Annotated in this window: 22 protein-coding genes and 1 pseudogene; 10 read left to right on the forward strand and 13 right to left on the reverse strand. The window is 47.3% G+C overall.

What is annotated here, in order from left to right:
* Positions 1 to 393 carry a ribosome recycling factor family protein gene (locus tag R7R24_RS00130; protein ID WP_054577722.1) on the forward strand — a complete coding sequence of 131 codons (393 nt, stop codon included), beginning with the start codon at positions 1 to 3 and terminating at the stop codon, positions 391 to 393.
* 77 nt (positions 394 to 470) lie between these two features.
* Entirely contained in the window at positions 471 to 1,085 is a 615-nt protein-coding gene (locus R7R24_RS00135) for a LysE family translocator (RefSeq protein ID WP_054577723.1), read from the forward strand.
* 93 nt (positions 1,086 to 1,178) lie between these two features.
* Here R7R24_RS00135 and R7R24_RS00140 read toward each other — a convergent pair whose 3' ends face one another.
* The 6 genes from R7R24_RS00140 to doeA form a co-directional block, all read right to left on the reverse strand.
* Positions 1,179 to 1,700, reverse strand: coding sequence for a DUF2058 domain-containing protein (locus R7R24_RS00140; protein ID WP_017633576.1), 522 nt, complete (start codon positions 1,698 to 1,700; stop codon positions 1,179 to 1,181).
* A 172-nt stretch (positions 1,701 to 1,872) separates the two neighbouring features.
* Complete coding sequence (locus tag R7R24_RS00145) at positions 1,873 to 3,276, reverse strand: aspartate aminotransferase family protein (protein WP_042523257.1); 1,404 nt, start codon at positions 3,274 to 3,276, stop codon at positions 1,873 to 1,875.
* Between the two features lie 41 nt (positions 3,277 to 3,317).
* Positions 3,318 to 4,838 carry an NAD-dependent succinate-semialdehyde dehydrogenase gene (locus R7R24_RS00150; RefSeq protein ID WP_042523255.1) on the reverse strand — a complete coding sequence of 507 codons (1,521 nt, stop codon included), beginning with the start codon at positions 4,836 to 4,838 and terminating at the stop codon, positions 3,318 to 3,320.
* A 155-nt stretch (positions 4,839 to 4,993) separates the two neighbouring features.
* A complete protein-coding gene (locus R7R24_RS00155) occupies positions 4,994 to 5,473 on the reverse strand; it encodes an Lrp/AsnC family transcriptional regulator (protein ID WP_005387046.1) in 480 nt (159 codons plus the stop codon).
* Positions 5,474 to 5,597: 124 nt separating this feature from the next.
* Positions 5,598 to 6,605, reverse strand: coding sequence for a N(2)-acetyl-L-2,4-diaminobutanoate deacetylase DoeB (gene doeB, locus R7R24_RS00160; protein ID WP_005373782.1), 1,008 nt, complete (start codon positions 6,603 to 6,605; stop codon positions 5,598 to 5,600).
* Between the two features lie 54 nt (positions 6,606 to 6,659).
* A complete protein-coding gene (doeA, locus tag R7R24_RS00165; protein WP_005373780.1) occupies positions 6,660 to 7,847 on the reverse strand; it encodes an ectoine hydrolase DoeA in 1,188 nt (395 codons plus the stop codon).
* A 271-nt stretch (positions 7,848 to 8,118) separates the two neighbouring features.
* Here doeA and R7R24_RS00170 point away from each other — a divergent pair, with 271 nt between their 5' ends.
* On the forward strand, positions 8,119 to 9,552 hold the full coding sequence (locus R7R24_RS00170; protein ID WP_081008262.1) for a PLP-dependent aminotransferase family protein: 1,434 nt from the start codon (positions 8,119 to 8,121) through the stop codon (positions 9,550 to 9,552).
* Positions 9,553 to 9,572: 20 nt separating this feature from the next.
* Here the strand turns inward: R7R24_RS00170 and R7R24_RS00175 are convergent, their stop codons facing one another.
* Positions 9,573 to 10,595, reverse strand: coding sequence for an AraC family transcriptional regulator (locus tag R7R24_RS00175; RefSeq protein ID WP_054577724.1), 1,023 nt, complete (start codon positions 10,593 to 10,595; stop codon positions 9,573 to 9,575).
* A gap of 131 nt (positions 10,596 to 10,726) precedes the next feature.
* Between R7R24_RS00175 and R7R24_RS00180 the strand changes: the two genes are divergently transcribed.
* Genes R7R24_RS00180 through R7R24_RS00190 form a run of 3 tightly spaced genes read left to right on the forward strand, consistent with a single transcriptional unit; the run spans position 10,727 to position 13,104 of the window.
* A complete protein-coding gene (locus R7R24_RS00180; protein ID WP_054577725.1) occupies positions 10,727 to 11,488 on the forward strand; it encodes an SDR family NAD(P)-dependent oxidoreductase in 762 nt (253 codons plus the stop codon).
* 40 nt (positions 11,489 to 11,528) lie between these two features.
* Positions 11,529 to 12,041: a 2,4'-dihydroxyacetophenone dioxygenase family protein gene (locus R7R24_RS00185; protein WP_005479856.1), complete on the forward strand. Its 513-nt coding sequence runs from the start codon at positions 11,529 to 11,531 to the stop codon at positions 12,039 to 12,041.
* A 4-nt stretch (positions 12,042 to 12,045) separates the two neighbouring features.
* Entirely contained in the window at positions 12,046 to 13,104 is a 1,059-nt protein-coding gene (locus R7R24_RS00190) for a zinc-binding dehydrogenase (protein WP_191115796.1), read from the forward strand.
* Between the two features lie 83 nt (positions 13,105 to 13,187).
* Here the strand turns inward: R7R24_RS00190 and R7R24_RS00195 are convergent, their stop codons facing one another.
* Entirely contained in the window at positions 13,188 to 14,312 is a 1,125-nt protein-coding gene (locus R7R24_RS00195) for an alkene reductase (protein WP_054577727.1), read from the reverse strand.
* A gap of 10 nt (positions 14,313 to 14,322) precedes the next feature.
* Positions 14,323 to 14,952, reverse strand: coding sequence for a glutaredoxin 2 (gene grxB, locus R7R24_RS00200; RefSeq protein WP_021452472.1), 630 nt, complete (start codon positions 14,950 to 14,952; stop codon positions 14,323 to 14,325).
* A gap of 199 nt (positions 14,953 to 15,151) precedes the next feature.
* Here grxB and R7R24_RS00205 point away from each other — a divergent pair, with 199 nt between their 5' ends.
* Positions 15,152 to 16,087 carry a LysR family transcriptional regulator gene (locus R7R24_RS00205; protein WP_053304585.1) on the forward strand — a complete coding sequence of 312 codons (936 nt, stop codon included), beginning with the start codon at positions 15,152 to 15,154 and terminating at the stop codon, positions 16,085 to 16,087.
* On the opposite strand, the gene R7R24_RS00210 is transcribed toward R7R24_RS00205, so the two are convergent.
* Positions 16,040 to 16,951, reverse strand: a complete 912-nt coding sequence (locus R7R24_RS00210) for a LysR family transcriptional regulator (RefSeq protein ID WP_054577728.1) — start codon at positions 16,949 to 16,951, stop codon at positions 16,040 to 16,042. The genes R7R24_RS00205 and R7R24_RS00210 overlap by 48 nt on opposite strands.
* 220 nt (positions 16,952 to 17,171) lie before the next feature.
* On the opposite strand from R7R24_RS00210, the gene R7R24_RS00215 reads away from it, so the two are divergent.
* Positions 17,172 to 20,051, forward strand: coding sequence for an MGH1-like glycoside hydrolase domain-containing protein (locus R7R24_RS00215; protein WP_054577729.1), 2,880 nt, complete (start codon positions 17,172 to 17,174; stop codon positions 20,049 to 20,051).
* Positions 20,052 to 20,156: 105 nt separating this feature from the next.
* On the opposite strand, the gene R7R24_RS00220 is transcribed toward R7R24_RS00215, so the two are convergent.
* Positions 20,157 to 21,644 (reverse strand): DEAD/DEAH box helicase, encoded by a 1,488-nt coding sequence (locus tag R7R24_RS00220; RefSeq protein ID WP_054577730.1) that lies wholly within the window; start codon positions 21,642 to 21,644, stop codon positions 20,157 to 20,159.
* 148 nt (positions 21,645 to 21,792) lie between these two features.
* On the opposite strand from R7R24_RS00220, the pseudogene R7R24_RS30955 reads away from it, so the two are divergent.
* A pseudogene (locus R7R24_RS30955) lies at positions 21,793 to 21,870 on the forward strand (VOC family protein); the annotation flags it as partial.
* Positions 21,871 to 21,929: 59 nt separating this feature from the next.
* Here R7R24_RS30955 and R7R24_RS00225 read toward each other — a convergent pair.
* On the reverse strand, positions 21,930 to 22,640 hold the full coding sequence (locus tag R7R24_RS00225; protein ID WP_005373753.1) for a biotin/lipoate A/B protein ligase family protein: 711 nt from the start codon (positions 22,638 to 22,640) through the stop codon (positions 21,930 to 21,932).
* Positions 22,641 to 22,864: 224 nt separating this feature from the next.
* Between R7R24_RS00225 and R7R24_RS00230 the strand changes: the two genes are divergently transcribed.
* Positions 22,865 to 23,191, forward strand: a complete 327-nt coding sequence (locus tag R7R24_RS00230; RefSeq protein WP_031778841.1) for a DUF4156 domain-containing protein — start codon at positions 22,865 to 22,867, stop codon at positions 23,189 to 23,191.
* A gap of 79 nt (positions 23,192 to 23,270) precedes the next feature.
* Here the strand turns inward: R7R24_RS00230 and R7R24_RS00235 are convergent, their stop codons facing one another.
* Positions 23,271 to 24,299: a hypothetical protein gene (locus tag R7R24_RS00235; protein WP_005373748.1), complete on the reverse strand. Its 1,029-nt coding sequence runs from the start codon at positions 24,297 to 24,299 to the stop codon at positions 23,271 to 23,273.
* Positions 24,300 to 24,565 lie beyond the last annotated feature (266 nt).

A 24,565-nucleotide genomic window follows, 5' to 3' on the forward strand; every position in this document is an offset into this window, starting at 1 on the left:
ATGAAAGAGACGAAGATTACGATTTCGCTCCCATCCTTGATTCACCGTATTGGGGGCGACCATGCCAAGCGAGCGAAAACACTCGCAGCAGAAAAACAGTGCGATCTTAAGCGGATTAGACGATCTCGTCACTGGCAAATCTCGGGCGAGGCTTTGGATGTAAAAGCGTTTTTAGAGCTTCTCAAAAACGAAGAAGCAGAGACGATGCGATTTGCGATCAACAAAATCGAACAAGCTCTACTTGCTCACCAAGACAAATTGGAACCTTTGGACGTGAAGTTGATACGTTTGGTGAGACAAAACCCAAACATCACCTTAGCGGAGCTGATGGCTGAAACGAACTGCACGTTAGTTCAAGCTCGCACGGCACGATTTGATGCTGAGTTGCTTTAAGATCGGTTTGTGGTTTACTCACTTTATTAACAGATGTTAGGGTACCGATCAAAATCACTCACTAAGACCATTTTATTATGGATATTTGGCAGCTTCTCCTTTTTATCCCTGCTTGCTTTGCTCTAAATATGGCTCCAGGCCCAAACAATTTATTGGCAATGAATAATGCGCGTTGTTACGGCTTTAGGGCCGCGTTTACGGCTAGTTTAGGCAGAATTGCCGCTTTTTCAGCAATGATTGCGTTGTCTGCATCAGGTCTGGCTGTGATTTTGTATACGTCAGAAATGCTATTTTTGGCAATAAAGCTGGTAGGGGCGCTGTATCTACTGTGGATTGCGTTTAACCTTTGGCGTTCAGACTCCAGCCCGATCTCTGACTTGGACAATTCGCGCAATTACGCAGGACTTGCGAAGCAAGAATTTACGCTTGCTGCTGGCAACCCGAAAGCGATACTTATTTTTACTGCATTCTTGCCGCAATTTGTTGATGCCAATGCCAACGTTCAAGAGCAGTTTTTTGCCCTTGGCTCCACGTTTTTGATATTAGAAATGGTCGCCATTTCAATCTATGCCATCTTTGGTTTGTACTTGAGACACTGGTTTTCAAATCCAAAAATGGCGAAACGTTTCAATCGCGGATGTTCGCTGTTTTTAGCCGCATCAGGTGCGAATTTGCTACTAAGTAAGCAATAACAACACATCATCTCCGTAGATTATTTTTCTATAAAAAAAGCCGCTGATGTTACATCAGCGGCTCTTTTCGTTGATGCATCGATTAATTTATTGTTACCACATCAAATCGTCAGGCACGACGAAATCTGCGTATGGATCGTCTTCTGCTGGAATGTCCGATTCAGGTTCTTTTTGTTCGATGATGACGGACTCATCACGTTGAGCAATTTTATTCGCTACTCCACGTGGAATGACAACATAGCTTTCACCAACAATTGCGATTGCCAAAATACCTTTGATCAACTGCTCGCGGATAAGTGAATCTACATAAAGAGATTTCACTAGCGTGCCGTGAGTGAAGTTGTATTTGATGTCGCCATCTTTTAAGTCGATCTTGTTCATCTCAATCAATTGATTGATCTGCGCTTTGATCTCTTTGTTTAATCGCTCAGCATTTTGCTGCTCGCTCAATTGTTTATCACGCTCTAACTGTTGGCGTTTATTCTCTTCAACCGCCGCTTTTACTTCGCGTGCTTGAACGCGTGATTTTTTAGAGCCTTTCTTCGCTTTCTTTAGTTTCTTTTCATTAACTAAGCCAGCTTTCAGCATTTGTTCTTGAAGGGTAAGTTTTGCCATGTTTTATCCAGTTAGTGCGCAATTTGGGGCATTTTACCCACTATTGCCACTTGTAGTAAATAATAGTGCTTCCTATGGGTCTAAAATGTTTGGTTGGCTTGTTATCTCTTTAATGGAAAGTGCAAAGCGGGCCTTCTCCAAAGCCCGCGAGCATTACTGAAATCTAGGTGGGTTATGGCTGCCACTGTTTAGATGTGACGAGGTTATCCATCACTTTGTTTACCGCTTGATGCGCTTTGTCGACAATAGTGTCTATATCGTTACGATTCGCGATAAGCGGTGGAGCAAAACCGAGGATGTCACCATGTGGCATGGCGCGAGCGATTAAGCCTTGCTCTAAACAGGCCGCCGCGATTTGCGGGCCTACTTTCAAGTTTGGATCAAAGTGTGCTCGGCGAAGCTCGTCTGAAGAAAACTCCAACGCATGCAACAAGCCAACGCCACGAGTATCACCGACTAATGGATGATCGTTAAACGTCTCTGCCATACGTTGCTGCAAGTAAGCGCCGACTTCGGCCGCGTTTTGCACTAAGCCTTCACGTTCAATGATATCGAGGTTGCAGTTCGCGGCTGCCGCTCCCATTGGGTGACCAGAGTAGGTATAACCGTGTCCGATAGCGCCCCATTGGTCGGTGCCGTTTTCTAGCACACTCCAAACTCGTTCACCGACGATCACGCCAGACAGCGGTTGATACGCCGAAGTTAATCCTTTCGCTACCGTGATGAGATCTGGTTTCATGTCGTAGTGGAGTGAGCCAAAATCGGAGCCGAGGCGACCAAAGCCACACACCACTTCATCCGCAATCAAGAGTACATCGTATTTGTCGAGTACTTTGCGAATCGCCTGCCAGTACCCTGCTGGTGGTGGCACAATACCGCCAGTACCGAGCACTGGTTCTGCAATCATTGCTGCTACCGTTTCTGGGCCTTCTTCCAAGATCATCGCTTCGAGTTGATCTGCGCAATATTGAGAGAATTCGAGCTCAGACATACTCTCGTCTTCACGGCGATAATAATATGGCGCGATGGTGTGTTTGATACGCTCAAGTGGTAAATCAAAATGGGCGTGGAACAGCGGCAAACCTGTCATTGAACCGGACGCGATACTTGAACCATGGTAGCCGCGGTCACGCGAAATGATTTTTTTCTTCTCTGGTAGACCACGAGCATTGTTGTAATACCATACCAACTTAAGTTGAGTTTCGTTCGCGTCGCTGCCTGACATGCCGTAGTAAACTTTGCTCATGCCTTCAGGCGCCATTTTGATGATGCGATCTGACAGTGTCACGAGCGCTTCGTTCGTATGACCGACGTACGTGTGGTAGTACGCCAGTTCTTTGGCTTGCTCATAAATCGCATCGGCCATTTCGGTCCTGCCATAGCCAATGTTTACACAATACAACCCGGCAAAGCCGTCTATCAGCTCGATGCCTTCTGAATCGGTGATGCGTATTCCGCTTCCGCTCGAGATAATTCTTCCCGGAAGCTCCCCGGCCGCATACTGCTTCAGGTGGGTTGAGGCATGAAATACTCTCTGACGATCGATCTCTAAAAGTTGTTGGGTTTTGTTACTCATGATCCTTCTCCTCGAATAATTGGATATCCATATTTCGTGTCTCAACTGCCACTGACGGTTGGTAAAGCGCCTAAGCAGCAGTATTTGATCTCGCTGTATTCTTCAAATCCGTGACGGCTTCCTTCTCGTCCAAGACCAGACTGTTTCACGCCGCCGAATGGGATAGGGTGCCCTGTCATTTTGACGGAGTTCACGCTCACCATGCCAAACTCCAAACCGCGCATGCAGTGCCAAATTTGGTGAATATCGTGACCATAAACATAGGCAGCTAAGCCGTACTCAGTGTCGTTGCTCATTTCAATCACGGTATCTAAGTCTTGGTAAGGCAATACGCCTGCCACAGGGCAAAAATTCTCTTCGCGATACACCGCCATTTCAGGGGTTACATCGGCTAGCAATGTCGGCGCGAAGAAGTTTTCGCCTGGTACGGGCTGGTTGTATCCCGCTACCAATCGCGCGCCTTTGTCGAGCGCGTCACGCACCAAATCATGCGCTTTATCCACCGCAGTGCGATTAATAAGTGGTCCCATGGTGGTTTTTTCGTCTAAGCCATTGCCCAAAACGATGTGGCTCATTTCTTTGGCAAACGCTTCCAAAAACGCTTCGTACTTATCGTCAGGGACGAAAATACGGTTTGCGGCCAAGCAGTCTTGTCCTGCGGTTTGAAACTTCGCATCCACGGCGGCTTTGGCTGCTTGCTCGATATCCATATCTGGCAGCACGATGAAAGGGGCGTTACCACCGAGTTCCATACTGCACTTCTTCACGGTTTGTGCCGCGTCGCGTAGCAATAGTTTGCCTACTCGAGTTGAGCCTGTGAACGAGAGCGCTTTGACTTTATCGGAGTGACACAAGGTTTGTGACACCATCACCGCATCGCCAGTGATCACGTTAAAGACACCAGGTGGAAAGCCAGCTCGGTCTGCTAACTCTGCCAACGCTAACGCAGAAAAAGGCGTTTCACTGGCGGGCTTAATGAGCACCGGACAGCCTATTGCTAGTGCGGCAGCGGCTTTGCGTGTGATCATGGCATTAGGAAAGTTCCATGGCGTAATCAGTGCTGCGACACCAATCGGCTCGCGCACGGTTGATAGCTGCGCATTCGGAATATGACTTGGGATGGTTTCGCCATAACAGCGGCGTGCTTCTTCGGCAAACCAACGAACAAAGGATGCGCCGTAGTCAATCTCACCTACAGCATCACCTAGTGTTTTTCCTTGCTCCATCACCATCAAATGGGCAAGATCTTGCTTTGATTCTAGAATCAGGTCGTGCCAACGCATGAGAATTTCAGCGCGCTCTTCTGCTTGCATTTTTCGCCATTGACGAAAGGCTTGGTCGGCTTCATCAATCGCTTGATAGAGTTGTTGCTGAGATAGCTTAGTGATGTAACCGATGACCGTGCCATCTGCTGGATTATCCACCGGATGAAATTGATCACCACTTACCCATTTGCCATTCACGTACGCTAAACCTCTCACCAAACGTACGTCTTTCATTATCGCCATCATGTCGTGCGAGGCTTTTAATTCTTCAGCGTGTAAGCTGTGCAGTGCTGTCATGAGTCCTTCTCCCAGCATCGTTGTCCATAATGAAACTGTAATGGAGAAGTGACCGAAATAATTTCTGATACCGAGGTTTAAAACGTCAGAACTTTCTTTTTAGTGCCGTTAAATATGGTGTTTTTTCTGTTCACGCCTGATACGCATTTTCCCTTTTATAACAAAGCGTTTTGGTTTACTTCGAATGTGCCCGCATCACGTTTGATTGTTTTTGTCACAATGTAAGTAAAGTAGCGCTCAATGCCCACATCTGAGTCTAACCAGTTGTCGATAAGCCGCTGATATTGGTCGATATCTTCTGACTGAATTTTAAGGATGTAATCGATACCACCGCCCGTGGCATAGCAATCAGTGACTTCTGGTGAATGTTGAACCAGTTGCTCGAAGCGTTTGAACGCTTGGGCGTTGTGTTCTTTGAGCGTAACTTCAACCATAACCGACGTTCGTTTGAACAAAATATCGGTATTTACTTTTGCTCCGTAACCTTCAATGATGCCTGCTTCTTCCAGTTTTTTGACGCGCTCCCAGCAAGGGCTCACGGATAGGTTGATGGCCTCGGCAAGGTGAGATTTGGTGATACGACCATTATCATGAAGTATTTGTAGAATTTTTACGTCGTAGCGATCGAGGCGCATTATGAGTCTCCCTGTTGAATACTAATCATTTCATGAAAGGCTGATGACTGGTCGCTGTTATAAGGTGCTTTCCAGTTTGCTTCTGGTATGCCATTTGTTTTGATTTCTTTAGTTGGCTTTTCAATCAGCCTATCTCGCCGCAGTCTTCGGCTATAACTGCGATAGTGTCACCGATATTCACCATAGCAGGAAAACGACGTGCCGCGAAAATACCATTGCGCTGTGACTTGTACTCAACGGGGGCGGTACCTGTGCGCTCGGTCGAGAAGATTCTCACTAATACATCGCCCTTTTTGACGGTATCGCCAAGATCAAATAAGTATTCTGTGATGCCGTGGTGTTGGCTTTGCACATAACAACTTGCATCTGGCATATCTAATAACTTAGTTGGTTGGGTTGGTTGTTCGTAGTCACCGGGCAAGTTGCCTGAGAAGCGTAAGAAGTTGCGAATGCCACGGTCGGAATAAGCGATTGTTTCTGGAGTGCTGGTTCCGCCTCCTCTGAGTTCGGTGGTAACAAAGATTTTTCCCTGAGACTCCACGGCAGTGTCATACAGGCTGGTGGCGTCCATTTCGAGCAAGATCATGGTGTAAGGTGCGCCAAACAGTTTTGCACCTAATATGCAGGCTTCTTCTTGATCGAGATTGTCGAGACGATGGGCAGCGGCGAACGGCACGATATCTAACGTTTTACCACCTGAGTGAATGTCTAACGCAAAATCGCACTTAGGAACTAGGTAACGAGTAAAATAATCCGCAATTTTCTCGGTCACTGTGCCTATGGGGTTGCCAGGAAAGCTGCGATTTAAATTCCCTTTATCGATAAACGACGTACGTGAGGCATTTTGTACCGCAGGTAAGTTCATCATGGGTACAATAATGACACGACCTTGGATTTGATCTGCCTGAAGCGAGTTCGTCAATTTTAGCAGGCTGGTGATGCCTTCGTATTCGTCTCCGTGATTACCGCCAGTAAGCAGTGCGGTTGGTCCGTGACCATTTTTGATCACGGTGATAGGTATCATAATACTGCCCCAAGCGGAGTCGTCATGTGAATAGGGCAGCGTTAAAAAGCCGTGCTGTACACCTTCTCGGTCAAAGTCTATGGTGGCTGTGATCGAGCTTTTTTGCATATCAAGTCCTTTTAGTTCTCAGACCTGGCTCAACAGAGCTTAAGGTTTGAAAAATTAGTGTTTAACAAATAAGTGGCGTGGAAAATCACACAATGTTTTTGCTCCATCATGGGTAATGACGATACTTTCCGTTGTTTCTAACCCCCAATCTTTGAACCACAGCCCCGGCATAAAATGGAATGTCATGCCTTCTCTCAAGATGGTTTTATCGGTGTCTCGCAAACTCATGGTTCGTTCCCCCCAATCTGGTGGGTAGCTCAAACCTATTGGGTAGCCACAACGGGCACCTTCGCGTGAGAATCCCGCTTTATCGAGAACCTGGTTTAGTGCATTGGCGATGTCGGCGCAGGTATTTCCGGGCTTTGCCACTTTCAAGCCCGCTTCAAGTCCTAGAGTCAGGGCTTCGTCGGCTCGTTTAAACTTGTCGTCAGGCTCGCCAAGAAAAATAGTGCGTGAGAGTGGGCAATGGTAACGGCGGTGCGCCCCTGCGATTTCAAAAAACGTCCCTTCGCCTTTCTTGAAGGGTCTGTCATCCCAAGTCAGGTGAGGTGCGGAAGCATCAGAACCTGATGGCAAAAGCGGCACAATCGCGGTGTAATCGCCAAAGTGGTCTTCATGCCCGAGCACGGCTTGGCGGTTAATCTCGGCAACAAGGTGGTGTTTCGGTAATCCAGGTTCAATCATGTCGAACGCGACGCGGTGCATATTTTCAACAATGCGAGCGGCACGGTACATGTACGCCAGTTCTTGATCGGATTTAACGGCGCGGCACCAGTTGACTAGTCCAGTTGCATCGAGAAGTTGAGCATTCGGTAGGTGCGTAGTGAGTGATTCGTAAGCGGTGGCGCTAAAGTAATAGTTATCTTTTTCTACGCCGATGCGACCACGATCCCAAAGGCGCGGAGCCAGTACGGCTTCGACTAGGAAATCCATCGGGTGTAACGGCGGGTTCATTACATAATGGTCTGGATAGTAGGTAATGTTTTCTGCCGACATATACGCAGTCCTGTATGCTCCGTTGGCATCTTGGCAGCGTCCAAACCAAACAGGTTCATCAGATGGACCAACAACGACACATTGTGGCACGTAAAAAGACCACCCATCATAGCCTGTCAGCCACGCCATGTTAGAAGGGTCATGAATGATAAGGACATCCAATTCTCTTTCTTCCATCGATTGCCGAACTTTCGTTAACCGATCCTGGAACTCATCCAGTGTAAAATGCAAAGCAACGCCTCTCATATTTTCTCCTTGTTAGAAATCCGACGCCTTATGGGCCTTCGGAGACGCTGAGGTATTTCTACCTTCTACCAGCTAGCCAGATCTGCGTTAAAAATGATTGCAATTTACCTCTGGGGTTGTATTTGGATTGAACGATGCTGTTTAACATGTTTGTTTAACCCATACATTTCATGTCAATCATTACAATTGTGGTTTATTTTTGTGCATTTCACCTCATTTTGTGAGTTAAAGTTCGCTGTTTGTTAAATGGAAGTTACAATGAGCGTTAAAAATGAATCAATTAAAATATTGTGTCATGACAATTTCTTTGAACCCGATCATTCGGCCAGGCACCGCTAAATACATCTCCATTGGTAACTATCTTGTCGAATGTGTCCGCAGTGGTTATCTAAAACCGGGGACTCGATTACCCACACATCGTGAGTTTGCAGAGCAAATTGGCGTCAGCGTACAAACGGTGAGCCATGCATATGGTTATGCAGAGAAAAAAGGGGCGATCGAGTCTTGGGTTGGGAATGGTACTTTTGTCAAATCAGGTTTTGTGGATGAAAGTACGGACACGGAGTTCATGCTGACACAAGAGATGAAAGAAACGCCGGATGAAATTGATATGTCGATTGCACATCCAGTGGTGACCGATCGCCACATTACGCTTTTTAATCAGGCGTTAATGGAGATTGCTGGGCAAACAAACAATCGTGGTTTGATCAGTAAAGCAAAGCCGGTAACAGGTCAGCCTCATCATATTGAGTCAGGAGCACGATTTCTAAGTAGCCAAGGGCTGAATGTGGGTGCCGATCAGATATTACTCACAAATGGTGCATGCCATGGTTTAACGTTGGCTTTAAGCACAGTTGTTGAACACGGTGATTTAGTTGCTTGTGGTCACTTGGTTGATCATGGCTTGATCTCTCGCTCGAGAATGCTTGGATTTAAGTTGCAACCACTTGAAATGGATGAGTTTGGTATAACGCCGGATGCATTTGAATGGGCATGTAAACACAAACCAATCAAGGTATTGTGTTGCACACCGAGCATGGCTAACCCGACTAGTGCGCATATGGATGTTGAACGCCGAGAGGCGATAGCGAATATTGCGCAGCAATACGACATCTATGTCATTGAAGATGACGTGTATGGAGCACTAGAACCTAACCGTGTCCCACCCCTTGCCACATTGTTACCCGAACAAGCTTTCTATGTCACCAGTTTAACCAAAGTTGTAGCGCCAGGCATGCGCACTGGCTACCTGACGGTCCCACGTCATTTTTTGCAGCACGCGATTGGTCGTTTAGCGGCAACGAGTTGGTCTGCGACTCCATTACCATTTGAAGTTGCTCATTTGTGGATCGAGAACGGTACGTTAAATCGACTTATTCGCTTTCAAGTCAATGAGTTTGCTAAGCGACAACGAATAGCAAAAGCCGCTTTAGAAGGGCATGTTTATAGCTCGCACCCGAATGGACAGCACATTTGGTTGAGACTACCCGAGCAGTGGAATAGCGATGACCTGGTTGCTTCGGCAAAGCGTTCAGGGGTGCAGATCACTGGATATAAACCGTTTGTTCTCGATACAAATCAGCCAATGCCTTACGTGCGAATCAGTTTGGGAGCAGAAACAAACCGAGGCTACATCAAACACGGGTTATCTGTGATTGCTGAAATTCTCGATACCAACCCTCCCACCTCACACTTTTTGGTCTGAGCGATAGGTTATTTATGCTTTTATCTGATGGGCTTAAACGTTTGTAACTGAGTTTTTTCTTGTCGCCATTGTCTCGGCGATTTCCCCGTCCAACGGCGAAAGTGGCGGCTGAAGACCGCAGTTTCTGCATAGCCCAGTTGCAACGCGATATCGGTAATACTCTGAATATTCTCATGCAATCGCTGTTCGGCGAAATCCTGACGCACTTGTTGTAAAAGCTGCCGATAATTTGTGCCCTGTTGTTTCAGCTTGTTTTGCAGCATTCTCGGATGCAGGTCCAATGCTCTTGCAACGCGCTCAACGCTGCATTCTCCGGTTGAGAGCAGACGGCCAATCATGTTTGCTGCTTGGTCACTGAGATTGTTGGGGTAACGGGTTTGCAGCTCTTTGAGGTGCTGTTGAAAATGGCGCTCTAGTGCGTCTTCATCTTGGTGGTTCTTAGCGTTAAGCAGAGTCGCTTTAAGTAGGATACCGTCAAACTTATCACCGAAACGCAGTTTGTTCTGCTGGGCAAACTTGCTTTTTTCTACTTCCAATGTTGCGTGTTGAGTCAAATGTAGCGCGAAGTGACTTGCTTCAATATCAAGCAGACTGGCAATAAACATCGCCAGATGCGACACACTGAGCTGCATCAACTGCGCGATACCTCGTTCGCTGTGCACATCAGTATTGAGCGACAACCGTACCCAATCATCTTGTGGCGTCATGTTGAGAGTGACCCCTGACGAATGCAGATAGAGAAAATCATTCACCCGCGCCAAGGCTTCACCGACCGTTTGCGCCCGGGAAACCAGCATTGGTAAGTCTCCCAAGCTCTGTAGGTTTTGACGCTCGGCGAGCAACACGCCAAACAGCGGTTGCTGACAACGAGCAGCCGCTTCCTCCAGCAATTCAGCCAGCCTAGGGTAGGCGAGATACGTATCGGGATTGCGAAACTGCGCCGCAGACAGCCCGACGGCAGCCATAATCTCAACCGGATTCTGCCCCAGTTCGGAAACCAAGCTATCAAATTTATCGGCAGCGCCACTTCGTACGATATACATGTCTCGACTTGTAAATGTTAACAGGTTGTAAATCGCAATGTATCAAATTTACTTCGCAAAAGGTCAAGTGAGTGTCAGTGAGTTGATCTAGGTTACATTTTGATAACAACAACGCATGGATGAGAAGCTGTATGGAACTTATCAATAAAACTGCCATTGTGACTGGGGCGGCTGGTGGAATTGGCCAAGCCATTATTGCAAAGCTGAGAGAGCAAGGAGCCAAAGTGCTTGCTGTCGACATTTCCCCTCAATCACTGAATGTGTATCAAGACTTCGATGCAGATCAGCTACGAACATTTGTTGCGGACGTCACCGATTACCAAGAAGTGGAAGCCATGGTCAAGCATGCAGCCGAACAGTTTGGATCGCTCGATATCATGATCAACAACGCGGGCATCGGCGCGCCGAAACCTCTGCTTGACCACGACCCAGTTGCCGATTTTGAGCCGATCTCAAAGGTCAACCAAAATGGTGTCTACTACGGCATTCTCGCCGCTGGGCGACAATTCCAATCACAAGGTACACCGGGCGTAATTCTTAATACATCGTCTGTTTACGCGCAAATGGCGTCTGAAATGACCTTTACCTACAACGTCAGCAAAGCAGCGGTCGACATGATGACAAAATGTGCGGCGTTAGAGCTGGCACCGCTTGGCATCCGTGTCTGCGCTGTCGCTCCGGGACGCGTTGATACAGCAATGTTAAGACAATACGACGAAATTGGCCTGTGGAATCACATCCGCAAAGAGCAGATGCGCCAAACCTTCACTCAACCAGAAGAGATCGCCAACGTGGTGACGTTTTTGGTCAGCGAGAAAGCCAGCTGTATCAACGGCTGCACCATCAGTGCATCTGATGGTTTCGAGAATTTTAAGTACCCACTCATGGGATAGGCGAGCACGCCACATTACAGCAATAGCGAGGATGTAAGTTATGTCATTACCAGAAGTTATTCAGCATCAAGATTTTCTACTCACTCTCAACACCAACGAAGAGTCGATCATCAAAGACGCGCTACCGGGTGTGGATGTTTACCCGTTGTTTCTAGACCCAGAAAACGGTACTTGGGTGGTTCGCGCCAAATTCAAACCGGGTATCACTCTGCCTAAGCACTACCACACTGGTGTGGTGCATTTCTATACCCTGAGTGGCGCTTGGCACTACATCGAGTATCCAGACCAAGTCCAAACCGCTGGTAGCTACTTATATGAGCCGGGCGGTTCGATTCACACCTTCCACTGCCCTGAAAGCTCAGGCGGTGCCGACGGATTTATGGTGATCCAAGGTGCCAACATTAACTTTGACGAAGAAGGTAACTTCATCAACATCATGGATGCAGGTTGGATTGAGCAAGTTGTTATTGCAACAGCGAAAGCACAAGGCTTTACCGCGCGTTACATCAAACCGGGTGCGATTGCTGGCCTAAGCGATGAGCTAGCGGAGTAACCCCATGCAACAGATGAACAGTATCGTAATGCAGGATGGCCGAGTCCGCCTGAAGCAAGTCGAAATCCCTAAACCTGCAGCGGGACAAGTGTTGGTTCGCAGCCTTGCCTGTGGCATTTGTGGCTCCTACCTTCACATTACTCGACACGCGGATGAGGTATTTGATGTATTCCACCAGCTCGGGTTGATGCCTGATGAAGCCGGTGAGCACGCTCAAGTGATGTTGGGGCATGAGTTCTGTGCGGAAATTATCGAATACGGTGCCGATACGCAGCAAACGTTGTCCGTTGGTAGCCGAGTCACCTCAGTGCCGATGTTGCTCAGCCAAAATGGCGCGGGCGTTGGTGTTACTCCGGGTACTTATGGCGCTTACTCTGAGTACTTCCTGCTTGATGAAGCGTTATTGCTACCTGTGCCAGACGGAATGCCATCTGAGGCGGCGGCACTGACTGAACCACTGGCGGTCGGTTTGCACGCGGTCAATCGCAGTGAAATCGAGACGGAAGAAACAGCGCTGGTTGTCGGTTGCGGTCCTATAGGGCTGGCTGTGATTACTGCACTGAAACAACGTGGCGTCAGCAATATTCTTGCGGTCGATCTTCAGGAAGAAAAGCTGCAACTTGCCAGCGAGTTTGGCGCAAATCGATTGATCAACCCGACCAAGGAAGACGAGATCGCCGTTGGTGAGCAGTACGCGATGAACTCACGTCTGGTCATTTATGAATGTGTGGGCAAGCATACCTTGATTGACGATTTTATGCGCCGCGCCCCTGCCCGAGCGCGAATCGTTGTATCAGGCATTCATACGACTCCAGCAACCATTAACTACGCGTACGCGACGGTAAAAGAGCTCGACTTGAGATTCTCTTACTACTACCAACTGCACGAGTTTGAGCAATGCCTACAAGCGATTGCCGAACATAAATTGCCTTGGAAGAAAATGCTCACTGCCAAAGTAGGAATCGATGGTGTGGAAGATGCATTTAGACAGTTAATGACGCCAAATGATCACATCAAAGTCGTTATCGAACCTTGGCGCAGCGGCGCGTTAGAAGTGATTTAACTCTTGGCCAGATTAAGCTAGCTCAAACCAATTTTAGTTTGGTGACAGCCCCAACCGTAGCAGCTAGGTTGGGGCTTTTTTTGTTAGGCCTGTTCTGCGCATTCATGTTGCAGAGCAGGGTAATCGGTGTAGCCTCGTTCGTTTCCGCCAAACAACGTTGAGCCATCGAGTTCTGCCAACGGATGGTGATGTTGCAAGCGAGAGACTAAGTCTGGGTTTGCTACGAATGGCCGTCCGAATGCGACAAGATCCGCGTAACCTTTCTCTAACACTTCGTTTGCTCGTTGAGGATCGTAGCGACCTGCGACAATGATAGCGTTGCGAAAGCGCTTTCTAAGTTCGATTCGGAACGTCTCTGGAATCGTTGGTACATCGGCCCAATCAGCCTCGGACAAGTGCAAGTAGGCGATGTCACGATCCTGCAGTTGTTTTGATGCTTCCAAGATTGTTGGCACGATATCTGGGCAGTCCATATCTTTAAACGTAATGAATGGTGCCAGTCTCACTCCAACTCGATGCGCTCCAACAGCGGCGATAACTGCCTCCACTACTTCGATAAGAAAACGGATACGATTTTCTCGTGAACCGCCGTAGTTGTCTGTTCGATGGTTTGAGTTGGTTCTTAAGAACTGATCGATCAGATACCCATTCCCGCCGTGGATTTCTACACCATCAAAACCCGATTCAATGGCGCGTTTGGCTGCGTTCGCGAAATCACCGACAACTCGGTTGATATCCGCTTGTGTCATGGCGCGTGGCTCAACACAATCGACCATATTGCCGTTGCCTTGTTCATCTGCAATCCAAACTTGCGTCTCTACCGGAGCGAGCGCAGATGGCGCGATAGGCTGTTCACCATTTTGGAATGTTGGGTGAGACACTCTGCCCACATGCCATAGCTGACAAAACATCGCTGCGCCTTGTGATTTGACCGCTTGGGTCACACCTTGCCAGCCCGCCACTTGCGCATCGGTGTAAACGCCAGGGGTGAACGAATAGCCTTGAGAATCGTCCGAAATTTGCGTGGCTTCGGAAATGATCAGCCCGGCAGAAGCGCGCTGTTGATAATACGTTGCCATCATCTCATTCGGGATGTTGCCAGGCTGAGTGGTGCGTGCGCGAGTCATTGGTGCCATGACAATACGGTTTTGTAGTGACAACGCTTTTAGTTGAGCTGGTTCAAACAGCTTATTTGTTCTTTGTTGCATGTTGCGCTCCTTAGATAAGTACAGGCACGTTGGTCGCTTTACGAGCGGTTGCCATCCAGTGAAGTACGGCTGGATCCCATTGCACTTCGGGCGCACTGAAAAAGCCGCGTAGAATGGAAAACATAATGGCTTGATCAACCAGTGACGTTTGCTTTTCTGAACTTAGGTTGAGCAAGGGTTTAGTTTGTTCTATCAAGGCGGCGACTTCTTTCGCAATCGCAGGTGTATCGTTAATCAAAGCTTCAAAATTTAACGCTTCGGTTTCTTTTTTTGCACGCCATGCTTGTTTAGCGGTTTCTGTTGCAAATTCCGGTAACGTCATGTTTGACCAACGCGGATACCCGACTTTTTGTAGCGGTAAAAACGCTTGTTTTTGCCAGTCTAAAACCGGTGTTGAGGGTTGGCTTTTTTCGCTGGAAGATGCCAATTCAAGGAAGTAGTTGATGATGTCTAAGCTTTCCGCCATGGCTTCACCATCGTCTTTGATCAAAAGAGGAACTTGTTTTGCGCCGATAAGGTTTGTGGTGGTGCTCTCGTCGTCATAAGCAATGTTGATGACATCGAGCTGAATATTCAGCATGCCTGCAACAAAACGGACGCGGGCGCTAAAGGGGCAATGTTCATAAATGTACAGTTTCATTTTTTGTTTCCTATCTCTTGGCTGGGCAGGGCGTGTTGTTGTGCGTTGTACAGCGTTACGGCGTTTAACTTTGCCCTGTCACATAACGTTCTGGGTCTAAACAATGTCGATAGGGCCAGTATATGGATTCGATTTAATTTGATAATTGGGTAATATCTGAATTGATTATTCAGTTTTTCTAAACAATAAGGGCGCGAAGATGGATAAGTTTTCGGATATGACGTTGTTTGTCAGCATCGTTAAACATCAAGGTCTGGCAGCGGCGGGAAGGGAGTTAGGTTTGTCTCCGGCGACGGTAACGGCAAGGCTGCAAGCGATAGAAGAACGCTATGGCGTAAAGCTGCTCAACCGAAGCACACGCCACGTATCACTCACGGACGCAGGGGCAATGTACCATCAAGCTTGTCTTAACATCATTGATAGCGTGAAAGAGACGGAAAACTTGCTGCAAACGGGTATTTCGCAAGTGCGCGGAACGTTGAAAATTTCAGCTCCACGAGATATTGGCAAACAAATTATTTCGCCGATGGTGTCGGCTTTTTCTGAGCAATATCCGGATGTGACGCCTTATCTTTATCTTAATGACAATTTATCGAACTTGGCTGAATCGGGGCTCGATTTGGTGATTCGTTATGGCGAGTTAGCGGACAGCAATCTCATTTCGCGCAGGCTGGCGTCGAGTCAACGCGTGCTGTGCGCATCACCTGACTATTTGTCGAAGCAAGGTGTCCCAAACTGTCCACAAGATCTCGCGGATCATCGCTGCTTAGCCATGGTGCGCAGCAATGAAGAATTAAAAACGTGGCACTTTAAAGATGAAGAGTCTCACCAATCGATCACGGTCACGCCAAAGCGATTTTCTGATGATGGTGAAGTGATTCGACAATGGGCGTTGGACGGTGCGGGGATTGCATTGAAATCCATTTTAGATATTCAGCAAGACCTCAAAAAACAACGTTTAGTAACGGTTTTGGATGGGTATATGAAAAACTTCAGCGCCTTTTCGCAAGGCGCTGAAGCGGATCTACATGTCATTTATCAAAGCCGCCAATATCAACCGAAAAGAGTTCGCCTGTTTTTGGACTTTCTAGTTGAGCAATTTAGCGCGCTGAGTGATGCCAGCAATCAGATCTAGATGCGATTCAGAGGTTTCTCGGCGGTGGCGATAAATCCCGACGGTGCCAGGGTTTGGTTCGTTTTCCATGGTTAAGCATCGTAAGCCAAAGGATTCCAAATACGGTTTGAGGTGGCCGGTATAAGACATCACCGCGACGCTTTCTTTCAGTACATCAATACTGGCGAGCAGAGAATCCACTTCGTAAGTCGGTCTGTCATCCAGTTGCTGCCTTTCGCGTTCATTTTGCTTCGGGATTGGGTTATCGATGACGTGAGCGAATTTCTTAGCGTCATAAGTGACCGAAAGAGCGGGGTATTCGTGCAGCATATCTTCGGTGACGGTTTTCCCTAGAAGTGGGTGGTTTGGGGAAACAAAATAGGCATCAACCGTTTGAAATAGCGGAATAAATGTAACATCGCATTTAGACGACAATCCGACAATCTCGTGGCCGATGAAGAATTCAATCTGTTCGTTGATTAATGAATCCATCAAGCCTAAGTGGTTGCCAAATTCGACGTGCGTAGATGCCGAAGGCTGCTTGGTCAGATGGTCATTGAGTGCTTGTTTGACGAACAGCGGCCACCACGCATCGCCAGTACCCATTTTAATTTTTCCGACTTGGTATTGTTTTCGTTCATCAATGCTTTGCATCATTTGGTTGTATTCATGCTGCATCGCGTTGCTATGGCGATAGAGGATGCGTCCGTATTCGGTCAACACCATGCCATTAGGATGACGTTCAAACAGCGTCACGCCGAGATTCTCTTCCAGCTTCTTTAAATTGCTTGTTACCGTTGGCTGGCTTAACCCTGCCATTCTTGCCGCAGCACTGATGCTTTGGCAGCGTGCAACCAGTAAAAATTGCTGCAGAGATTTGTCCATTTTCTTTCCCCTCTAAGAACGAGGGGTATTTTGCACAATTTCATTTATAAATCACAAATCTGTAATCTCATTTGATTGAAATTATGCGCATTTCATAGATCTACATCACTGTTGGGGTCTGACGTATAGATGTTATCTATAGCTCGCTCCTGACTTCCTATTTTCTCCTCAAAAAGGTGTTCTTTAGACTGTCGCCAAAACAACAATCTAAGGGATGAACATGAAACCGAGTTTTATTGCGCTTGCTGTCGCGTCTTGTATTGGTCTTGCTGGATGTGGGTCAGATTCCTCTGATGCGCCAGTGTCAGTCGACAAACCAATTATTTCAGCCGACTTATATTTACGTGGTTTAAATGGGGATTGGGGCACGGCAGAGCATGCCAAGCTAAACTATTTGGGTAATAACGAGTACGAAACCGTACTGCGCGTCGCTCGAGGTAGCAATCAGTTCAAGATTGCTGATCCGGGTTGGCAGATCCAATACACCTACTTTGAGGAGCCCGCGGCGTTCGATAAAGCTCAGGAGTACCTACCAAAACCAGACACGAATGAAGCGTGTATGAACGATGATTGCAACTCTGAGATCACGTTTGAAGACAAAGGGTATTACAAGTTTTCTGTGAGCTTTACCGATGAAAGTCGCGCGACAATGACTGTGACGAAAGCAACGCAAGAAGAAGCGGAAAAATACTACTCTGGTGCGATTCTCGACCCTGCAATGGTGCATGAAGGGCATCAGAGCAAAGAAGTGAAACTGTTCGCCAATTACGATGACTCGAGTGATACCGTGATTTTCTCGGTGAAAGATCCTAAAGCGGAGCTGCGTGAATTTGGTATTTCAACGACGACAGAATTGCGTGATGCGCTCGACCAAGGCTTAGTGATTAATGAGCAAACAGGGCCGCGAGTGGTGTCGGGTGATGTCGCGTTTGACGCGTTGTTTGCATTGACGATGAAAGAGCTAGACCAGCTTGCCGTTTCTGAAATCAAAGACGGCAATTACAACTACAACAACCCAATCAAAGCGGAAGTTTTTGAGACGGGCGCGAAGTGGCATTACGTATGGACGCGTGATTTGGCGTACGCAGCAGACCTTTCGCTTGCATTGATGAATCCAACTCGCGTGCAAAATGGTTTGAATTTCAAATTGTCCGCTTTCCGCGATACGACCGATCAGCAATACGATGGCGAGCAGATTGTGCAAGATACGGGCACGGGCGGTAGCTGGCCAATTAGTACCGACCGCACGACTTGGGCGCTTGGTGCAGAACGCTTACTTTCGGCATTAGATGGGGAAGAGTACAACCAGTTTGCTGAGCGCGCATATAAAGCTATCAGCAATACACTTGAAGCCGATCGCCTGGCGGCTTTTGATGCGAAATCCGGTTTATACACTGGTGAACAATCCTTCCTCGATTGGCGTGAGCAAACGTATTCAACGTGGACGCCAAACGATGTCAATACAATTGGTAGCAGCAAAGCGTTATCGACAAACGTGGTTCACTACCGCGCGATTCAGCTCGCGGCTAAGTTGGCAGAGAAGTACGATTCAACCAACGCGGTCAAATACACCGATTGGGCTGAGCAGTTAAAAACCGCTATCAACGAGCAGTTTTGGAATGCCAAACGCGGTATGTACGTAAGCTATTTGTTTGACAATGGCAAAGACATTGCGGTCGACAAATACGATATGTTGGGCGAAGCGTTGGCAATCATCAGTGGCGTGGCAAGTGATGCGCAGGCGAAACAAATCATGGCCAATTACCCACACAGTGAGTTTGGCGTGCCGGTTTACTTCCCTCAACAACCGGACGTGCCTGTGTACCATAATCGCGCAATTTGGCCATTTGTTACCGCGTACAGCTTGCGCGCCGCGCATCAAACACAAAACGTGGCTGCGGCGAACAATGCGATTCAATCGTTGGTTCGTGGCACGGCAACTAATTTATCCAACATGGAAAACTTAGAGTGGCTTTCTGGTAAGTCATTCATCATCCATAGTGATCATGGTGAAGATCCAAGCATGGATGGCCCAGTGATTAACTCTCAGCGTCAGCTTTGGTCTGTGGGTGGCTACTTGAACATGGTGGTAGAGACCCTATTTGGCATCCATACCGAAACGGGCAAGTTGGAAGTGAAGCCGTTTATCACAAGTTGGGTGCGCAATAACTTGTTGGCTCAGTCTGAACAAATCACGTTGGAAAACTTTGCCTTCAAAGGAAAGAACTACTCGGTAACGATTGACTTGCCTGAAGTAAGCAAAGATGACACAGGTTACTACCCAGTTGAAAATGTCACGATGGACGATGAGGGGCATTTCCACGTGACATTGGGCGCGCTTGTGAATGTAGATAGCAGCATTACTTTAGTTTCTGGTGTGAAACCGTACGCAAGTGAAGACAGTCGCGTTTATTCTCCGCAAGAGCCAACATTGGTGGTAAAAAGCGTTGATAATTCGGTTTCGATTGACGTGACGAGTAAGTACAACGTGAACTTGTATCGCAATGGCGAGCTGATTCAAAAGAACGTGATTGCTCAATCTTATTCCGATACGCCAACAGGTTTTGCTTGTTATTTGGCTGAAAGCATTAACGATAAAGGCTTCCGTTCTAACCCAAGCCAACCTGTTTGTGTCGGTGAAGAGATCCGCATCAAACTTGATGGCGAATATCAGCCACTCAAAGACAATGTCTCAGTGGTTACGGTGAGTAAAGACAGTGGCATCGTAAAAGGTGCAGAGTCGTTTACAGCCCCTGTAACGGGCACTTACCAGTTCGATGCTTGGTACAACAATAACCTAGGGCAACTTAATACTGGCATCACGAACACCGTGAAATTGTTAGAGGTATTGGATGATGCAGGTAAAGTGGTTGGTCAAGGTTACTTGCAGATGGGCCATATTGGTGAAAACCAAGGTATGCGTTACTCAACGCCAATTGAGGTGACGTTGGAGCAGGGAAAAACCTATCAGGTCGCGCTGAAGGACCACTTCAATATGAGTTACCTCAAATCGAATGAAACCTACATCTACGCTGGTGGTATTGAGGGTGAAAAGAACGAAGCGCAAATCGCAGATATTCGAATCACACCTTTAATGTAGGCTGTTTTAACAAAGCTGCGTTCTAAAAACTGTGTTCTAAGAAAAACAAAGCCGCTGAGATTATCAGCGGCTTTGTTGTATTTGCTATCGGGGGCCGTTTACAGGTTAGTTTGCCGCCTGCGGACGAGGTTTACGGCGCTGACCTGACGGTTTGTTTCCTGCAGGTTTAGCATTGTTTGGCTTGTTGCCGTTAGGTTTGCGGTCATCTGGTTTACTGTTTGCACGACTTTGGCCTTCACGGTTGCCTTTAGGCTTGCCTGCACCGCCTTGGTTGGTGCTGTTTTTGTTGCCGTTGCTACCACCGTTGAAGCGACGTTTAGGTTTGTTTGCACCATTGCCTGCTTTCTTTTCGGCTGCTGGGGCATTTTCACTTGCAGCATTTGGCGCTTTTGGTTTTTTCGGCTTCTTAGGTTTTTTCGGTTTGATTGGGCGCGTATCCAGTTTAGATTCTGGCACCACATTGGTTGGCGCAAAACCTTCCAACTCTTTACGTGGTAGTACTTCTTGAATCAAACGTTCAATCGCAAACAACTCAGATGCTTCTAGCGCACACACGAGTGAAATCGCTTTACCTACTTCGCCCGCGCGGCCAGTACGACCAATACGGTGAACGTAGTCTTCCGCCACTTTAGGTAGCTCAAAGTTCACCACTTGCGGCAATTGAGGAATATCGATACCGCGCGCAGCAATGTCCGTCGCGACCAACACACGAATTTCACCCGATTTGAAATCCGCCAGTGCTTTGGTACGTGCGCCTTGGCTCTTGTTGCCGTGGATGGCAGCAGCCGGTAGATTTTGTTCGATCAGGAACTTCGCCAGACGGTTTGCGCCGTGTTTCGTTTTCGTAAACACCAGCACTTGCTTCCAATCGCCGTCTTTGATCAGTTTAACCAACATCGGTGCTTTCTTCTTCACGTCTGCTGGGTAGATGCTTTGCTCAACCGTTCTCGCTGTCGAGTTCGCCGGGTTCACTGAAATCTCAACCGGGTTGTTCACCAAGCCTTTCGCAAGGTCGCGGATTTCATCCGAGAAAGTCGCCGAGAAAAGTAGGTTCTGACGCTGTTTTGGTAGCAGGGCTAGGATTTTGCGAATATCGCGGATAAAGCCCATGTCCAGCATGCGGTCTGCTTCGTCCAGTACCAGTACTTCTAGTTGGTCGAACTTCACCGCATTTTGGTTGTACAAATCCATCAGGCGGCCTGGTGTTGCTACCAACACATCCGCACCTTTGCGAAGACGCAGCATTTGCGGGTTGATCTTCACACCACCAAAAACAACCGCACTGCTTAGTGGAAGATGACGGCCGTACATAAACACGTTTTCTTGCACCTGAGCCGCAAGTTCACGCGTTGGCGTCAGGATAAGTGCACGAACTTGGTTAGCACGAACGCGAGGGCCGTTCGATAAACGCTCAAGAATCGGTAGCGTAAAGCCTGCAGTTTTACCTGTACCAGTCTGCGCTGCTGCCATTACGTCTTTCCCTTCCAAAATAGCAGGAATTGCTTTTGCCTGAATTGGCGAAGGGGTGTCGTAGCCTTTCTCTTGAATAGCTTTAAGGATTGGAGCAGATAGACCTAACGAGGTAAAACCCATATGTATGATTCTCAATTGTAGAGTTAGATAACAACGCGCCGAAAACAAATCGGTGCGAAAAGTGCGACATTCTGAGGCTTTTACGCGCAGGCTTCAACTAATTCCGTCATGGATAAATATTTGAACTGGATCTCATTTCTTTTTGGCAGGCAAAACTGATAACTGGTTTGGTCGATCGATTGAATGGTTTTACGTTGGCGATGCCCATTCTTACATCGCTATCACGGTATGCAGTTTTAGTTTATCAAATGCTGTTCGGAGTGTGGGGGAGGCTTGCTCCTTTCATTACTCCGCTTTTGCATGCGTTAAAAACGCACTCGTCAATTGCTGAAAGAGCGAATCTACCGATGGGCGGTCGGATACATGATGGAAGAGCGGTGTGTGGACATCACCACGAATATCATCGCTGTGACCGCAAAGCTGATTACACATTCGTACTGGTTCGACAATCTTCTCGACGTCGGCATCAATCAGAATGCATGCTTGTGACAATACCACTTGTCCGCCGCCTTTTTTAAGTAAAACACGCTGCGCGGTTCCCACGACTTTTTGCCCGCCAATGTTGAGGTTGTACTCGCCATCGCAGTAGGAATAAGGCGTAGCATGAACATCCACTTTCACGCCGAGCTGTTTAAAGAAAACCGTTAATATTGCACATAAATCGAGATACGCTTTTTTGATGTTGTAAGGCTCGCCTTCTGGCCAGTGGTAAATGTGGGATAGATTGATAATACCTGGCACCTGAGGGACTGGGGCACCACCGGTTTTACGAGAAAAGAGCTTCCAGCCAGACGTATTTAACGCATGTTCTAACTCATTAGACACTGGCCATTTCTTACCCGCGGGAAGCACGAGCGTTGGACTTTTTACTTGCCAAAGCAATAGCACTTGCGAGAGTTGGTTGGACTGAACTTGTTTAATGAGCTCATCTTCTTTGTCAAATGCATCAGCGACTTCCGTAGCTGTGTAGCGAATTAGCTTATTTTTAGCAACCAAACTCTATCCCTCGCGGCTATTTAATCGTTACTGTTGTATCTCAGATACAGCTTTATTGCTAGGTCTGAGTGATTAGGCTTTTGCTCGCTAGCTGCATGATCACCTTTTGGATCTTTTCCGTTGTCCATTAATTCTGCTTGAACACGCGATAAAAAGTTTTTGCTAGTCATCACATCAGCCATTCATAAAATCTGCCATCTATGAAAATTTTTGGCGATATAAGTATGAAAAAGCGAGTGATGACTCTCGCGTTAGCGGCATCATTAACGGGATGTGTGACGTTCCCAACTCAAGAATCTGAGCAAGTACAGGTGCTTTGGGACAATGTGAATGCGATTGAAAACTGTGAACTAATGGGTACCGTGATCGGCTCAGAAGGACACTTTTACGACTATTGGCTTCACGCCGATAAAGACATGGTTTGGGGTACGTTAAACCAAATGCGCCTCAAGGCGGCAGATTTAGGCGCAGATACCTTGTACTTATATCAACCGTTGAGCTTTTCTACGTCAGTGACGATGTTTGCAAATGCTTACAAGTGCAAACAGTAGCTATTGGCTTGATCATAATTGAAAGACAGGCGCTGCTCGCCTGTCTTTGATGCGCTCTACAAATACTGGAGACTTTGCGTTAATTGACGTTTGCTGTCGCCACCGCTGATGTATCAGAAAACGACAATGTAAAGTCTCGTTCGGTATTAAGCACTTTGGCTGGAAACTCTAAGCTCAACTGCGTATGTGGCGCGACTTCTGAAGCAATGCTAGTAACGAATTTTCGGGTTTCTCCAGGAGAGATCGATATGTCACTTCCACCTTGTGATGAGAGCTCAGCGATACCCATTGTTTCAAGTGTGTTACCTGCAGTATCCGCCAGGTGTAATAAAGATTCTGACTTGTAGATTAATTCTCCACTTTCTGTGCGATATGCATTAAACGTGTTGAAATTTGGTTGTAACGATCCTTGTGATCCAATGTTAGTAACGGAAAATGTCACATTAGCGCCATCAAAGTTCTCGACTCTTACGAGTACGTTACCGTCTTGGTAACGAGCGGCTGCTGCCGCAGTTGCTTGTTGTTTCTGCCGCTGTTTCTCTTTTTCAATGTCGCTTAACTGTTTCTGCTCATTAGCGATTCGATTCTTTGCCATGTAGTACGACTGATCGACCATTGCTATTAAAGCGGGGATTGAATACAAAGTGAGGCCTTCCAAATGGTCAAAGTCGATTTTGGCATGTTGAGTACGTTTATGATTAGAAAATTGGCAGTAACCATCAATCAAACTGATGAAAGCCACTTCAAAAGTGCCTTGTAATCGGCTTACTTCCTGTGCTGCTTTCTCTAGATTTGAGCGGACTTTCCGAATCTCTTCCAAACTCTTTTGTGAAAGACGACCGTTTGGCGATACGTCGTTAGAAACCGAAACCAGTTCTTCGGTCACAAATGGATTGTTTTCGGCAGGAATCACCGTAGTGATACGGTTGGATTTGGTGATGTCTTCGCCCAATAAAACCATCATTTTTTGCGATGCGGCGGTTGTGTTGCCCGCTAATACGTCACTACAGTTTGGCGACGTATTGGCATACACGGCGAATGCGGTAAAAAGTGAAAGTGTAACGGACCAGCCGATGGTGACGAGTCCTGTCGTGGTTCGAGTATTCATCCTGATAACCCCTCTGTCATTTGGTGCGATTCACTGACGTAATTGCCAATCAAAAGGTTGGCTCGCGACATTCAGAATGGTTCTGGTCAACCCTTCGTAGTGGGTATGCCCACAGATGCTTTTTTAGTCGTTTATCAACCGCTAAGCCACGATTGATAAAGTGTCTGAAATTGAGAGCATTAACGCTGCGAAGTTGATGTCTTTGACTGAAAGATAGACGTAACTTTTCTAACCATCAAATACGTGATTGAGTTCTCATTTTTATA

It is taken from the genome of Vibrio sp. 704 (genome assembly GCF_033339295.1).